The organism is Streptomyces sp. NPDC004609, from assembly GCF_042873655.1.
In the GTDB taxonomy this organism is placed as follows: Bacteria; Actinomycetota; Actinomycetes; order Streptomycetales; family Streptomycetaceae; genus Streptomyces.
Genome location: NZ_JBIALS010000039.1, coordinates 57,425 through 72,080 on the forward strand (window position 1 = coordinate 57,425; position 14,656 = coordinate 72,080).

Annotated in this window: 13 protein-coding genes and 1 pseudogene; 8 read left to right on the forward strand and 6 right to left on the reverse strand. The window is 72.4% G+C overall.

Translation table 11 applies throughout. The annotated features are described in order from the left end of the window. Positions 1 to 11: 11 nt before the first annotated feature. The 4 genes from ACFYT4_RS30010 to ACFYT4_RS30025 are packed head-to-tail and all read left to right on the forward strand — an operon-like array spanning position 12 to position 4,575. Positions 12 to 473: a rubrerythrin family protein gene (locus ACFYT4_RS30010; RefSeq protein WP_389275860.1), complete on the forward strand. Its 462-nt coding sequence runs from the start codon at positions 12 to 14 to the stop codon at positions 471 to 473. Further along, on the forward strand, positions 470 to 2,401 hold the full coding sequence (locus ACFYT4_RS30015; protein WP_389275863.1) for a methyltransferase domain-containing protein: 1,932 nt from the start codon (positions 470 to 472) through the stop codon (positions 2,399 to 2,401). The genes ACFYT4_RS30010 and ACFYT4_RS30015 overlap by 4 nt, the downstream gene beginning before the upstream one ends. Then, entirely contained in the window at positions 2,394 to 3,647 is a 1,254-nt protein-coding gene (locus ACFYT4_RS30020) for a sulfotransferase (protein WP_389275865.1), read from the forward strand. The genes ACFYT4_RS30015 and ACFYT4_RS30020 overlap by 8 nt, the downstream gene beginning before the upstream one ends. Further along, positions 3,622 to 4,575 carry a dimethylarginine dimethylaminohydrolase family protein gene (locus ACFYT4_RS30025; protein ID WP_389275867.1) on the forward strand — a complete coding sequence of 318 codons (954 nt, stop codon included), beginning with the start codon at positions 3,622 to 3,624 and terminating at the stop codon, positions 4,573 to 4,575. Before ACFYT4_RS30020 ends, ACFYT4_RS30025 begins: the two co-directional genes overlap by 26 nt. Before the next feature lie 19 nt (positions 4,576 to 4,594). Here ACFYT4_RS30025 and ACFYT4_RS30030 read toward each other — a convergent pair whose 3' ends face one another. After that, positions 4,595 to 5,005 carry a DUF6027 family protein gene (locus ACFYT4_RS30030; protein ID WP_389275870.1) on the reverse strand — a complete coding sequence of 137 codons (411 nt, stop codon included), beginning with the start codon at positions 5,003 to 5,005 and terminating at the stop codon, positions 4,595 to 4,597. A gap of 75 nt (positions 5,006 to 5,080) precedes the next feature. Between ACFYT4_RS30030 and ACFYT4_RS30035 the strand changes: the two genes are divergently transcribed. Next, positions 5,081 to 5,212: a hypothetical protein gene (locus ACFYT4_RS30035; RefSeq protein ID WP_389275873.1), complete on the forward strand. Its 132-nt coding sequence runs from the start codon at positions 5,081 to 5,083 to the stop codon at positions 5,210 to 5,212. Here ACFYT4_RS30035 and ACFYT4_RS30040 read toward each other — a convergent pair. After that, positions 5,154 to 5,851 (reverse strand): annotated as a pseudogene (locus ACFYT4_RS30040) (adenylyl-sulfate kinase). The gene ACFYT4_RS30035 and the pseudogene ACFYT4_RS30040 sit on opposite strands and share 59 nt — an antisense overlap. Before the next feature lie 39 nt (positions 5,852 to 5,890). Between ACFYT4_RS30040 and ACFYT4_RS30045 the strand changes: the two are divergent. Continuing rightward, positions 5,891 to 6,118 (forward strand): MbtH family protein, encoded by a 228-nt coding sequence (locus tag ACFYT4_RS30045; protein ID WP_389275876.1) that lies wholly within the window; start codon positions 5,891 to 5,893, stop codon positions 6,116 to 6,118. A gap of 317 nt (positions 6,119 to 6,435) precedes the next feature. Further along, positions 6,436 to 7,116, forward strand: coding sequence for a hypothetical protein (locus ACFYT4_RS30050; protein WP_389275878.1), 681 nt, complete (start codon positions 6,436 to 6,438; stop codon positions 7,114 to 7,116). A gap of 314 nt (positions 7,117 to 7,430) precedes the next feature. Here ACFYT4_RS30050 and ACFYT4_RS30055 read toward each other — a convergent pair whose 3' ends face one another. Both ACFYT4_RS30055 and ACFYT4_RS30060 read right to left on the reverse strand, forming a co-directional pair. Beyond that, entirely contained in the window at positions 7,431 to 9,764 is a 2,334-nt protein-coding gene (locus tag ACFYT4_RS30055; protein ID WP_389275881.1) for a bifunctional salicylyl-CoA 5-hydroxylase/oxidoreductase, read from the reverse strand. A gap of 452 nt (positions 9,765 to 10,216) precedes the next feature. Then, entirely contained in the window at positions 10,217 to 11,044 is an 828-nt protein-coding gene (locus ACFYT4_RS30060; RefSeq protein ID WP_389275884.1) for an enoyl-CoA hydratase family protein, read from the reverse strand. Between the two features lie 485 nt (positions 11,045 to 11,529). Between ACFYT4_RS30060 and ACFYT4_RS30065 the strand changes: the two genes are divergently transcribed. Next, complete coding sequence (locus ACFYT4_RS30065) at positions 11,530 to 11,958, forward strand: ATP-binding protein (RefSeq protein WP_389275887.1); 429 nt, start codon at positions 11,530 to 11,532, stop codon at positions 11,956 to 11,958. A gap of 82 nt (positions 11,959 to 12,040) precedes the next feature. Here ACFYT4_RS30065 and argF read toward each other — a convergent pair whose 3' ends face one another. Together argF and ACFYT4_RS30075 are read right to left on the reverse strand one after the other, a co-directional pair. Next, the gene (argF, locus tag ACFYT4_RS30070; RefSeq protein WP_389275889.1) at positions 12,041 to 13,045 is read right to left on the reverse strand and encodes an ornithine carbamoyltransferase; all 1,005 of its coding nucleotides are present in this window, start codon (positions 13,043 to 13,045) and stop codon (positions 12,041 to 12,043) included. Between the two features lie 132 nt (positions 13,046 to 13,177). Then, positions 13,178 to 14,410, reverse strand: coding sequence for an arginine deiminase (locus ACFYT4_RS30075; protein ID WP_389275892.1), 1,233 nt, complete (start codon positions 14,408 to 14,410; stop codon positions 13,178 to 13,180). Positions 14,411 to 14,656: the final 246 nt, after the last annotated feature.

Sequence of the window (14,656 nt, forward strand, 5' to 3'; positions counted from 1 at the left end):
TGGAACGAGACATGGAAGACGGGGCACCGGACCAGTCCCTTGCCGACGGCGTGCGGGCCGCGTTCCTCGCCGAGGCGGCCACCGCGGCGCGGTACACCTACTTCGCACAGGTCGCCGAGATCGAGGGTCACACCGAGGCGGCCCGGGTGTTCGGCGAGCTTGCCGAGAGCGTGGCCTGCGCCGCCCACGGGCACCTGGATGTGCTGCGCGACCTGCTGGGCGGCGACGATCCGGGCACCGGCCGCGCGCTCGGCGACACCCGCCGCAACCTCGCCGCGGCGATCAGCGGCGACCTCGGGGAGGCCACCGAACGCTACCCCGGCCTGGCGGCGCGGGCGCACACGGACGGCGTGGCCGATCTGGCGAGCTGGCTGGAGACACTGTGCACGTTGAAGAAGACGCACGTGGACCGGCTGGAGCAGGCCCTCACCGGGCTGACCGAGCCGCGGTTCGCCGGGAACGGAGCGCCATGACCACCGACTACACCGCCGAGGCGATCACCGTCTACTCCGGGCTGGAGGCCGTGCGCCGCAACCCGTCGATGTACGTCGGGTCGACCGGCTCGGACGGCGCCCACCACCTGGTGCTCGAACTGGTCGACAACGCCGTGGACGAGGCCGCCGCCGGGCACTGCGGCGCGATCTCGGTGGAGCTGCACAGCGACGGCTCCTGCTCGGTCACCGACGACGGCCGGGGCATCCCCACCGACCCGCACCCGGAGGCCGGGATCCCGGCGTGTGAGCTCGTGCTCACCACGCTGCACTCGGGCGGCAAGTTCGACCACTCCTCGTACGCGACCTCGGCCGGGCTGCACGGCGTCGGTCTGGCCTGCGTGAACGCGTTGTCGGAGTGGTTGCGGCTGGACGTGTGGCGCGACGGCGCGCACCACAGCGAGTCGTTCGCCCGAGGCTCGATCGAGACCCCGCTCAAGCGGGTCGGCGACAGCGGCCGCCGCGGCACCCGGGTGTGGTTCCGCCCGGACCCGGAGATCTTCTCCTCCTGCGTGCTCGACGCGGACCTGCTGCACGCCCGGCTGCTCGACATCGCGTACCTGCACCCGGGCCTGCGGGTCGATCTCACCGACCACCGCACCGGGCGGCACGAGTCGCTGTGCGAGACGACCGGGGTGCGGGGCCTGCTCGCGTACCGCGCCCGCGACGCCGAGAAGGTGCACGCCGAGCCGGCCACCATCACCTGGGCCGGGGACGGGTGCGTGATCGACGCCGCCGTCCAGTGGACCGAGGGGTACGCGGAGCAGATCTTCAGCTACGTCAACACCATCCGCACCGACCTGGGCGGGTCGCATGTGGACGCCCTGCGCGGCGCGCTGGCCGGGGTGGTGGCCGACCACCTCGGCCCGTCCGCGGACAAGATGACCGTGGTCGACATCCTGGAGGGGCTGACCGCGGTGATCGCGATCCGGATCCCGGACGCGCGGTTCGACGGCCAGACCAAACGCACCCTGCGCAACGACGACGCGGGCGCCCGCGTGTTCGACGTCGTCACCGAGCAGGCGCGGCGGGCGCTGGCGGCCGACCCGGAGCTGGCCCGCCGCATCGCCGAACGGGCCGTCGACGCGAGTCGGGCCCGGCTCGCCGCGCGGCTGGCCGGGCGGACGGCCCGCTCCCGGACCCGGGCCGTCGAGGTCGACTACGCGGTCTACCAGCGACAGTTCGGGATCCGCTCGAAGGACTGGCACGACTCGTGCGCCTGGCTCACCGACGAGGACCTGCTCGGCAAGCACGCGGAGCTGTGCGCGGTGCCGCCGGACGCGCGGATGCTGGACGTGTGCTGCGGCAGCGGTGTCGTCGGCGGCGCGTTCCGCGGCCGGGTCGGCGAGATGGTCGGGCTGGACCTCACCCCGGAGATGGCCGCGCTCGCCGCCACCCGGCTGGACGTCGTGCACCAGGGCACCGTCTACGACCTGCCGTTCCCCGACGCCAGTTTCGACCTCGTGGTCACCCGGGAGGTGCTGCATCTGCTGCCCCAGCCGGAGCGGCCGGTGTCGGAGATCTTCCGTGTGCTGCGGCCGGGCGGGCAGTTCATCGTCGGGCAGATCGTGCCGTACGCGGACGTGGACGCGTTCTGGATGTTCCGCGTGTTCAAGAAGAAGCAGCCACTGCTGTACCAGATGTTCCGCGAGGAGGACTTCCGGGCGTTGCTCACCGGCGGCGGGTTCACCGACGTGCGGATGGAGGAGTACTTCCTGTGGGAGTCGATCGACCGGTGGATCGACACCCACGAGACGACACCGGCGAACCGGCAGGAGATCTACCGCCTGTACTACGACGCGCCGCGCGAGGTGCGCGCCGTACACCCGTTCGAGGTGCTGCCGGACGGCTCGGTGCGCGACCGGTGGCGGTGGTGCGTGTACTCGGTGCGGAAACCCGCCCATGCCTAGCCGCACCGTGGATCGCCCGGTCGCCGAGGTCGTGCGCGGGCTGGAGGTGCTGCGGCCGCTGCGGGGCACGCCGGTGCCGCACTTCCGCGCGAAGGTGCGCGATCTCGTCGTCGTCGCGTCGAGTTCGCGGGGCGGGTCGAGCATGCTCGCCGAGCTGCTGCGGTCCTCGCCGCACCTGCTGCACCTGCGCGGTGAGCTGAATCCGTTGCTGCGGCTGGTCGGCCTCGACCACCCGCACAGCGGCAGCGGATCCGACGTGCTGGACGCGGCGCACTGGCACGGGCTTCAGCCACGGTCCCGGGCGTTGTTCGAGGCGGAACTGGCACTGGACGCGGGCTCTCCCGGCACCGGCGTGGAGAACCTGGCGGTGGACGCGGCGTGGCGGCTGATCGTGCAGTGGCCGGGGCTGGACCTCGATCCCGTCGACCTGGTGCGGACCGCCGAGGCGGTACTGGACCGTGATCTCCCCCGGTTCGCGCGGGCGCTGATCGGTATGGCCGGCGTGAACCCGTGGTACTACGACCTTCCCGGGCAGTCACCGGGACCACGACCGGCCGGGCCGCCCGGTGACGTGCTGCTCGAAGAGCCGCCCTTCGTCCTCCCCCGCCCGTGGCGGCCCGCGGACGAACACGATCTCGCCACGAAGCCACTGGTGATCAAGACGCCGGGCAACGCCTACCGGCTCGGCTTCCTGCGGGCGGTGTTCCCCAACGCGCGCCTGCGGGTGCTGCACCTGACCAGGAACCCGGCCGCGTCGATCAACGGCCTGGTCGACGGGTGGCTGCACCACGGGTTCCACGCGTACCGGCTGCACGAACCGCTGCGCATCGCCGGATACGCCGACGTGCGGCCGGCCGACCGGCACTGGTGGAAGTTCGACCTACCACCCTCCTGGCCCGCGTACACCGCCGCCGCCCTGCCCCGGGTCTGCGCCCACCAGTGGTTGTCGAGTCACCGTGCGGTGCTCGCGCACGGGGCGGATCACACGGTGCGATTCGAGGACCTGATCAGCGGTCCGCACGCCCGCGCGGACGCCGTCGAGCGGATCACGGACTGGCTGGGGATCCCGTTCGACGGGCCGCTGAAGCGGGCCGCGACCGACGGCATCGCCGCCACTGTGGCGACCGCCGCACCACGCCCCGGCCGGTGGCGGGCGCGGGAAGAGGAAATCCGGTCCGCGCTGAGCGCCGACGTGCTCGCGATGGCGGAGAGGCTTGGCTATGCCCGTGACGACCACTGGATCTGAGCTGAGCACCCACGGCGGCCCGGGGTGGGTCCCCCGGGTGGCGTCGCACGTGGACGAAGTCGCGGCCGGGGGTGTGTGGGCGCCGTGCGGGTACCGGTCGGAGACGGCCGCGCTGCGGTCGGTGCTGCTGGTCCGCCCGCCGGACAGCATCGCCGAGGTGCGACGGCCGGGGGCCTCGCTCATGCTCGGGCCGGTGGATCTCCCGGCGATGCGGGCGCAGTGCGACGCGCTGGCGGACCGCCTGCGGGACAACGGGGTCGAGGTACACCTGACGTCCCCCGCGGCGACGCCGAACGTGGTGTTCGCGCGAGACCTGTTCTGGATGACCCCGGCCGGGGCGGTGCTGGCGCGGATGGCGTCGGCGCAGCGGGCCGGCGAGGAACGGCATGCCGCGCTCGCGCTGGCCGAGGCCGGGTTCCCGATCCTGCGCACGGTGTCCGGCACCGCCGTGTTCGAGGGCGCCGACGCGCTGTGGATCGACCCGTCGACGGTGATCGTCGGTACCGGGTTCCGCACGAACGCGGCCGGCGCGGCCGAGGTCGCCTCGGCGGTCGCGGGACTGGGGGCGCGGGTGGTGACGGTGCCGCTGGCGCCGGGCGTACAGCACCTGCTGGGGACGGTGGTGTTCCTCGACTCGTCCACCGCCGTCATCCACCGGGCGGCGAGCCCACCGGAGTTGGCGGCACTGCTCGCCGAGTACGGCTATCGGGTGATCGCGCTGCCGCCGGACGAGGAACTGCTGGTGCGGCGCGGGATGAACCTGCTGGTGCTCGCGCCGGGGCGGGTGCTGATGCCCGCTGGCTGCCCGGGAATCCGGCGGACGCTGGAGCGGGCGGGTGTGGCCGTCGACGAGATCGACATCGGCGAGTACCTGCGGGCGGCCGGCGGGATCGGCTGCGTGACCGGGGTGGTGCGCCGTGAGCACTGAGAGCCGGTCACTTGGCCGATTACTGCTCCGGGTACACCGTGGGGTCGTCCAGCGGCACCTTCAGCCAGGAGATCATCTGCCGGAGCTGGTGGTACGCCGCGAGCCGCTGCTCGTCGGAACCGGCCTCCTCTGCGGCCGCGATCGGCTCCCACAGGCGCGGCACCATCACCGGCCCGAGTTCGAGCAGGCCGCCGCTGCCGCCGGTGGCCCACTTCGCCAGCACATACCGGACGATCGCGCCGACCGGGATGTCCAGGTTCCGGGACATGCCGCGCACGGTCTCCAGCGGATCGAGGAGCCCGTAGTCGACCACCTCGGCCTTGAAGTTGGCATGGGGGTCGTCCGGTGGCCAGCACCGTTCCCACTGGCGCAGCCGAACCGCCGGCGTACCGGTCGCGTCGTAGGCCAGGTCATCCATGTCGCCATCCATACCGCCACCCTAAGGGCGGCACCGAGCTTGTCCGACCGGGCAAGGATGAACACCGATGTCAGGAAAGGAGAACCAGTGAACGAGAACCTTCGTGAGGAGCAAGTCGCCCTCGTTCCGACCGACTCGGGCGCCGCGACCAGCGGCACCGCTACGGCCGACGACGAGGCGATCCGTCAGCAGCTGCGCAGCCTCGGCTACCGCATCTGACCAAACCGCCCCGGCCCTCCCGCACGGGCGGGCCGGGGCGTCCCCGCGAAGGAGGCCGAGCAGGCCCGCCACGCACTCGCCGAGGCCGTGGCGGTCGGTACGCAGCCGCAGCTGGGGTGCCTCGGGTGGCACGTACGGGTCGTCCACCCCAGTCGTCCCGGTCATTCCGGTTATTCCCGGTGATCTGACCGGCGTTCGCCTTGGCGTACAGTCCCTTCACGTCGCGCCGCACGCACACCTCCAGCGGCGGTCCACCCACACTTCCGGGTAGCCGATCCCGGCCGCCGCGTGGGCGGCGCGCACCTCGTCGCGGGCTGCCCGGTACGGCGCGATCACCGGTACCAGCACGATGACGCCGTGCCGGGCCGGCATCATCGCCGGCGCCCCGGCCCGCCGGACGTTCTCGCTCCGGTCGCGTGCGCCGGAACCCGAGTCCGGGGAACAGGTCGCATCGCGGAACATCCCCGTCCAGCACCTGCGCCGGCCCGGGCAGCCGCGTGTCGGCGCCGCGGCTGCCGCGGACTTGCCCGAGCTGGTGAGGCCGGTGAACCAGACGGTCCTCCCGCCACGCGGATGGCCCGGCACCCGGACCCCCTTTCGTCGGGGGTCACCGTGCTGGAGGGCGGGAGTTTTCACCACCCGGCGGCGCGTTGTAGGGTGCGGCGACTAGGAGGCGGCATGGCTGAGACGACCAACCCGTTCGACGACGAGAACGGAGTGTTCTGGGTGCTGCGCAACGACGAGGACCAGCACTCGCTGTGGCCGGAGTTCGCTCCGGTGCCCGCCGGGTGGCAAGTGGTGCACGGCCCGGACGGCCGGGCGGCGTGCCTGGCCCACGTCGAGGAGAACTGGACCGACCTGCGTCCGGCCTCCCTGCGCCGCGCCATGGACGACTCGACCGGGTGAGCTACCGGATGGATACACGGTCTTCACCGTGGCGGCGGTGGTGGACCGCTTCGTCACCTGCATCGCACTCCGCGTCCGCCCGCCGTCGAAGGACGCCTCGACGGTGAGCGTGCGCCGCGCTGATTTCCGCGGTTGAACGTCGGAGCCAGTTGGGCAACCACATTTCACACGGTGTACGGCGTGCAATCGCCCGCGGGAACCTGGCGGCGTGGCGGCATAGGGGCAGAAAAGTGAGTCAGTCCACACTTCCGTTACCAGGGCCACGTTCACGGGAAAAGCGCGGGTGAGCGCTGATCGTGCAACAGGGCGCCTGGGACATGCCCAAGGAATCGATGCCGCTCACCGCCGGTTCTCCAACAGCCGCAACACAGGCCGATCCCGTGGTGGGACCCGAGTTCGACGTGGGAATACAGAACTTCCGCGGTGGAGAATCGCTCGGCTCGATGGCGCGCACGATCTTCTCCGGGGTTGTGCCGGACGTGCTGGCGTTCTCGGTCTTCGGCTGGAACGTCAACCAGTTCGGCGCGCTCGCCGAGACCTACAAGTCGGTGCGCCCGGACGGCTGGGGCGTCTTCGTCGCTCACCAAGCGGAACGCGTCTTCCGACGCTTCCCCGAGGTCGACGTCGTCGCCAACGGCGAGGGCGAGTTCACTTTCCGCGACCTGCTGCTCGCCGTCCTCAAGGAGAAGTCGCCGCACGACCTCGCGCAGGTGCCGGGAATCTCCTACCGCGACGAGGAAGGCACGATCCACACCACTGCCGAGGCACCGCGCATCGACGACCTGGACACCATTCCGTCGCCATTTCTCACCGGGGCCGTCCCGCTGCTCGACCACAATGGCCGGTTCCCCGGCGACGTTGCGCTGATGGAGACCAACCGCGGCTGTCCGTACAAGTGCTCGTTCTGTTACTGGGGTGGCGCGGTCGGCCAGAGGATGCGCGACTTCTCCCGCGAGCGGCTGCGCCGAACGCCGCCCCTTCATGCCGCCGCAGCCTAGGGAAGTCGCCTCACAACTCGCCATGAGAACCGCCAATCCCACCCGTTCGGAGGGGCCCCCTTGCCGCCGCAGCGGCTCATCACCGCCTTCCCCACGGCGGAAGCGGGCGACGGGCCGACCCGCCGGAAGGGACGGCCCGCTGCTGCGGCGACGACGAAGCGGCACCAACCTCATGCGACAGCACGCCTAGGGAGCGTGGGCGACACCAGGGCCCTCCGGTGGCTGAGAGCGGGGGCCGGGGGCAAGAACCAGCCCCTCCGGCGATTGAGGAGCGGCGGTCCCGGGGGCGGAGCCCCCGGTGGGTCGGCCGGGCGTCACGCGGGCCGCGCGGGTCCGGGCCTCGGCTTCACCGCATCCGTACGCCCCGTCGGCGGCTTCCGGCTCCCCGCCGCGTACGGGGACGGCCACGGCGCGCCGGGCCCCGTATAGCCCTGCTCGGCCGCCGCGTGCAGCGTCCAGTGCGGGTCGTACAGATGCGGTCTGGCCAGCGCGCACAGGTCGGCCCGGCCCGCGAGCAGCAGGGAGTTGACGTCGTCCCACGACGAGATCGCGCCGACCGCGATGACGGGGATGCCCACGGCGTTGCGTATCCGGTCGGCGTACGGGGTCTGGTAGGAGCGCCCGTACTCGGGACGCTCGTCCGGGACGACCTGCCCGGTGGAGACGTCGATCGCGTCGGCGCCGTGCGCGGCGAACGCGCGGGCGACGGCGATCGCGTCCTCCGCGGTGGTTCCGCCCGGTGCCCAGTCGGTCGCGGAGATACGGACGGTCATGGGCCGGTCGCCGGGCCAGACGTCCCGTACCGCGTCGAAGACCTCCAGGGGGTAGCGGAGCCGGTTGGCGAGGGCGCCGCCGTAGGAGTCGGTGCGCCGGTTGGTGAGGGGCGAGAGAAAGCCGGAGAGGAGATAGCCGTGCGCACAGTGCAGTTCGAGGAGGTCGAAGCCGCTGTCGGCGGCACGCCGGGCGGCGGCGGCGAACTCCTCGCGCACGGCGGCCAGCCCGGCACGGTCGAGCGCCCCCGGCACCTGGCTGACACCGGGCTGGTACGGAAGGGCCGAGGCGGCGGCCAGGGGCCAGTTGCCCTCGGGAAGGGGCTGATCGATCCCCTCCCACATCAGCCGGGTGGAACCCTTGCGTCCGGAGTGGCCGAGCTGGACGCCGATGGCCGTGCCGGGCGACCGCGTGTGGACGAAGTCGGTGATCCGGCGCCAGGCGGCGGCCTGCTCGGCCGTGTAGAGACCGGCGCAGCCGGGGGTGATCCGCCCCTGGGCGCTCACACAGACCATCTCGGTCATGACCAGTCCGGCACCGCCGAGCGCCCGTGCGCCCAGATGGACGAGATGGAAGTCACCGGGTACGCCGCCGTCGGCGGAGTACATGTCCATCGGGGAGACGACGACCCGGTTGCGCAGGGTCAGTCCGCCGAGCCGGAATGGGGTGAACATCGGGGGTGTGGCGGGCGGGCATCCGAACTCGCGCTCGACGGAGACGGTGAACGCCGGGTCCCGCAGCCGGAGGTTGTCGTGGGTGACCCGCCGGCTGCGGGTGAGCAGGTTGAAGGCGAACTGCCGTGGCGGCTGGTCGAGGCAGCCGGACAGCTCCTCGAACCAGCGCAGACTGGCCGCCGCCGCGCGCTGGGTCGACTCCACGACCGGGCGGCGCTCCTCCTCGTACGCGACGAGTGCCTCGTCGAGACCGGGCCGCTCCTCGATGCGGGCGGCGAGGGCGAGGGCGTCCTCGACGGCGAGTTTGGTTCCGGAGCCGATGGAGAAGTGCGCGGTGTGGGCGGCGTCGCCGATGAGGACCGTACGGCCGTGGGACCAGCGGTCGTTGACGACGGTACGGAAGGCGGTCCAGGCGGATCTGCGGCCGTGCAGGGGCCGTCCGCCGAGCGCGTCGGCGAAGATCTCGGCGCACCGGTCCGCGGACTGCCGCTCGTCCCCGGTGTCGAAGCCGGCCGCCCGCCAGACCTCCTCCCGCATCTCGACGATGACGGTGGAGGCGCCGGGTGCGTACGGGTAGCCGTGCAGCTGCATGGCGCCGTAATCGGTCTCGGCGATCTCGAAGCGGAACGCGTCGAAGGCGAAGTCCGCGGCGAGCCAGATGTAGCGGCAGCGGTGGGTCGTGGTCCGGGGCCCGTACGCTTCGGGGTCGGCCTCGCGGGTGGGGCTGTTGACGCCGTCCGCGGCGATGACCAGATCGTGGGTGGCGGCGAGTGCGGCGGCGGGCGGGGCGGGGGTGCGGAAGCGGAGCCGTACGCCGAGGTCCTCGCAGCGGCGGTGGAGGATCTCCAGCAGCCGGCGCCGCCCGAGCGCGGCGAAGCCGTGGCCGCCGGAGGTGAGGGTACGGCCCCGGTGGACGATGTCGATGTCCTCCCAGCGTACGAACTCCTTCTGGAGCGCGCGGTGGACTGCGGGGTCGGCGTGCTCGATCCCGCCGAGGGTTTCGTCGGAGAGCACGACGCCGAAGCCGAAGGTGTCGTCGGGGGCGTTGCGCTCCCAGACGGTGACCTGGCGGCGGGGATCGAGCCGCTTGAGCAGCACGGCCGCGTAGAGCCCGCCGGGCCCGCCCCCGATGACGGCGACGCGCAGCGGGGCGAGGGCGGCGGACGCGGGTCCTTGGGGCGCGGACGCGGGTCCCCGGACCACGGAGGACCCGGACTGGACCGGCCCGGACGCGGAAGGCCCGGACGCGGAAGGCCCGGACGCGGAAGGCCCGGACGCGGAAGGCCCGGGCTCCACCGGGGCGGACGCGGAAGGCGGACGCTCGGCGGTCCCGGAGGGGCGAGGTGCCACGAGGGGGACGCCCGGGGGCCCGGACCCGGCGGACTCGGCCCCCGGGTCGGGGGATACGGACGCGTCCGGTACGGCTGCGTCGGGCGCGGGCGCACCCGGCGCGGGCGCGAGGGGCGCGGTCCCGGTGGGCCGGGACACGGTGGAACGCGGTTCGGCGGCCCCGGACCGGGACCCGGGACCGGGCCGGGCGCCGTCGGGCACGGGTTCGGGCTCGGGCGGTCCCACCCTCGGCCCCGTGCCCAGTCGGGTCCCCGTCACCGGTCCCGTGCCCAGTCGGGTCCCCGTCACCGGTTCCGTCGGCTCGCTCACCGTCCCTGCCACTTCGGCGGGCGCTTCCGGGTGAACGCGGCGTGGAACTCGGCGTAGTCCTCGCCGTTCATCAGGAGCGCCTGGGTGGCGGCGTCCAGCTCCACCGAGGCGGCGAGCGGCATATCGAGTTCGGCGGTGAGGAGCGCCTTGGTCTGGGCGTACGCCAGGGCCGGGCCGGAGGCGAGACGGCGGGCCAGTTCCGCCGCGCGGGTGTGCGCCTCGCCCTCGCCGGTGAGTTCGCTGATGAGGCCGATCCGTTCGGCCTCGGGCGCGCGGACCGGTTCGCCGAGCATCAGCAGACGGGTGGCGTGGCCGAGCCCGACGACCCTCGGCAGCAGATACGCGGCGCCCATGTCACCGCCCGAGAGCCCGACCCTGGTGAAGAGGAACGCGAACCGCGCGGACGGGTCCGCGATCCGGAAGTCCGCCGCCAGCGCGAGAACCGCGCCGGCCCCCGCCGCGACCCCGTGGACCGCCGCGATCACCGGGAAGGGGCACTCGCGGATCGCCCGTACGACCTGTCCGGTCATCCGGTTGAAATCGAGCAGCTCGGCCGTGTCCATGGCGAGCGTGGCGCCGATGATCTCGTCGACGTCGCCGCCCGAGCAGAAGCCACGGCCCTCGCCGCCGAGCACCAGCGCGCGCACGGACCGCTCGCGCGACAGTTCGGCCAGCAGGTCCCGCAGGTCGGCGTAGGCGCCGAAGGTGAGGGCGTTGAGCTTCGCGGGGCGGGCGAACGTCACGGTCGCGACCCCGTCCTGCCTGGTCAGCCGCAGATGACGCCATTCCTCGGTGCGCGGCGCGGAGCCGGTGAAGGGGCTCATGGAGTGTGGCCTCCCGCAGTGATCTGCCGTCTGCCTTCCTTCGACGGTATACCCATTGGTGACTGTCGTCACGAGTACGCGATATACCTGGGTGCGCCCGGGTACACCGCAGGACCTCAGGGCGCATCGGCACCAGGGCTCCGCTACGCCGCAGGGCCCTGTGCCAACCAGGGCGCTGTGACAACCGGGACTTGGTGACAACCGGGACTTGGTGACAACCGGGGCTCTGTGACAAAGGCGCACCGCGCCGGGCCGGTGTACACGGGCCGGACGGTGCCGGGCCCCCGGGGGCGTGTGACACGGCAATGGTCCTGTCGCGGTTGTGGCACAGGTCCTGACCAACCGGCCCGGGGACCCCTCGCCGGGGTCTCGGGGCTCCCTACGCTGGGAAGGGGGACAGCGCGACCGGAGAATCCCCGGGCCCCGGCCGAACGGAACCCGCCCGGTCCACGTATCCCACTCCACACGCAGTGAAGGGACGCGCCTTGCTCGAAGCATCCGGCCCCGCCGCCACCTCATGGCGCATCGCACTGCCGCACACCACGGCGGCGGTGCCGATGGCGCGCGCCCTGATCCGTACGGCGCTGACGGACATCGAGGCGGCCGCGGACAGCGATACGGCCGAGCTGCTGACGGCGGAGCTGGTCGCGAACGCGGTGGAGCACACGAGCGGGGAGTCCCCGATAGTGCTGGTGGTGGAGCTGCTGGCGACGGGCTGCCAGGTGGAGGTCCACGACGGCGACCCGGTGCTGCCGGGCAGGCTGATCTGTCCGGCGGCGGACGCCGAGGCCGCCGACCCCTGGCAGGAGCACGGGCGCGGGCTGCTGCTGATCCGGGCGCTCAGCTCCGACTGCGGTCACCGCCCGACCGAGGCGGGCAAGGCGGTCTGGTTCACGCTCCCCGCACGCGGCTGACGGCCGCCGGGATTCCGGCCGGCCGTCGGGGTCCGCCGCGGCCACCGCCGCCCCGGGTGGCGGCACGGGGCACCCGCCCTGTTCAGGGGGTGGCGAGGGTGGCGACCAGTACCGCCTTGATGGTGTGCATCCGGTTCTCGGCCTCGTCGAAAACCACCGAGTGCCCGGACTCGAAGACCTCGTCGGTGACCTCCAGCTCGGTCAGCCCATGGGTCGCGTGGATCTCACGCGCGACGCTCGTCCCGAGGTCGTGGAACGCGGGCAGGCAGTGCAGGAACTTCACCGCCGGATTCCCGGTGGCCCGGAGCACGTCCATGGTCACGGCGTACGGTCCCAGCGCCTTGATCCGCTCGTCCCAGACCTCCTTGGGCTCGCCCATCGACACCCAGACGTCGGTGGCGACGAAGTCCGCGCCCCGGACGCCGTCGCCGACGTCCTCGGTGACGGTGATCCGGGCTCCGCTGCCCTCGGCGAGCGCGTGGGCCCGGGCCCGGACCTCCTCGGCCGGCCAGTAGGCCCTGGGCGCGACGATCCGTACGTCCATACCGAGAAGGGCTCCGGCGACCAGATAGGAGTTGCCCATGTTGAAGCGGGCGTCGCCGAGATAGGCGTAGGAGATCCCGGAGAGCGGCTTGGGGCAGTGCTCCGTCATGGTGAGCATGTCGGCGAGCGTCTGGGTGGGGTGCCAGGCGTCGGTGAGGCCGTTGTAGACCGGCACCCCGGCGTACCGGGCCAGCTCCTCCACCGTGGCCTGCGCGTCACCGCGGAACTCGATCGCGTCGAACATCCGGCCCAGCACCCGGGCGGTGTCCCTGGCGGACTCCTTGGTGCCGATGTGGGAGCTCGCCGGGTCGATGTACGTCGTGGAAGCGCCCTGGTCCGCGGCCCCGACCTCGAACGCGCAGCGCGTACGCGTCGAGGACTTCTCGAAGATCAGCGCGATGTTCTTCCCGGCCAGCCGCCGCACCTCGGTCCCGGCCCGCTTGGCGGCCTTCAGCTCCGCGGCCAGCTCGATCAGACCGCGGAACTCGTCGGCGGTGAAGTCCAGCTCCTTGAGGAAGTGGCGGCCTTCGAGATGTATGGCCATGGTGGCTGCTCCTGGGGCACAAAAGGGTCGTGGACACAGTAATGATGGAAGTCTATACGAGACATCGCATTGCTATACAGACTTCCGGCCCTCTCCGGGCCCGGGACCGTCGTCCCCGGGAGGCAACGGACGCTACACCGCGTCCCTCTCCACCGGACAGCTCATGCACCGCGGACCGCCCCTCCCCCGGCCCAGCTCGCTGCCCGGGATCTCGATCACTTCGATGCCCCGCTTGCGCAGATGGGTGTTGGTGGTGACGTTGCGCTCGTACGCCACGACCACACCGGGCTCGACCGCGAGCACATTGCAGCCGTCGTCCCACTGCTCGCGCTCGGCCGAGTGCACGTCCTGCGTCGCCGTGAGCACCCGGATCTCCTTCATCCCGAGCGCGGCGGCGATCGCGCTGTGCATGTGCTCGGGCGGATGGTCGCTCACCCGGAGCGCCCGGGCGCTCTCGGCGGGCTCGATGGTGTACGAGCGGAGCATGCCGAGGCCCGCGTACTGGGTGAAGGTGTCCGCGTCGACCATGGTCATCACCGTGTCGAGATGCATGAACGCCCGCCGCTTGGGCATGTCCAGCGCCACGATGGTGCGCGCCGAACCGGCCTCGAAGAGCCCCCGGGCCAGCATCTCCACGGCCTGCGGGGTGGTGCGCTCGCTCATCCCGATCAGCACCGCGCCGTTGCCGATGACCAGCACATCACCGCCCTCGATGGTGGAGGGGTAGTCGTCCTGGCCCTCCGACCAGTGGTGGAACGTTCCGGCGTGCGGCCCGGTGAACAGCGGGTGGTACTTGTAGATCGCCTCGAAGTGCACGGTCTCCCGCTGCCGGGCCGGCCAGCGCATGGCGTTGATGGAGACGCCGTCGTAGATCCAGGCGGAGGTGTCGCGGGTGAAGAGATGGTTGGGCAGGGGATCGAGGAGGAAGTCGTCCAGGTCCATCACATGGAACCGGACGGAGGTCGGCTCGGGGTGGCCGGCGAGGAACTCCCGCTTGGTCATCCCTCCGACCAGCGCCTCGACCAGATCGGCGGTCGGCATCTCGTCGAAGACGGCCCGGAGGTGGTCGGTGGCGAGCGGCCCGTACTCCTTCTCGTCGAAGACCCGGTCGAGGACGAGCTTGCGGGCCTCGGGGATCTCCAGCGACTCGCGCAGCAGATCGCCGAAGAGATGGACCTCGACACCGCGGTCGCGCAGGACGTCGGCGAACCCGTCGTGCTCGTGGCGGGCGCGGCGTACCCAGAGCACGTCGTCGAAGAGCAGGGTGTCCTTGTTGCTCGGGGTGAGACGCTTCAGTTCGAGATCGGGCCGGTGCAGTATGACCCGGCGCAGCCGCCCGGTCTCGGAGTCGACGTGGAATCCCATGACCCCATCCTCACCGCGCGGAGCCCCGTTCACCCGGTGAACGCGAAGAGCGATGTCCCGCAGGTCGCGCGCCGCGGTGTCGCCGGTGGCCCCGGTCCGGCGCGCGCGTGGGGGGGGGGGGGGGGGGGGGGGGGGGGGGGGGCGCGCGCCCCGCCCCCCCCGCCCGGGGGGGGGGGGGGGGGGGGGGGGGGGGGGGGGGGGGGGGGGGGCCCCCGCCGCCCCGCGGGTCCGGTCAGTGACGCCCGG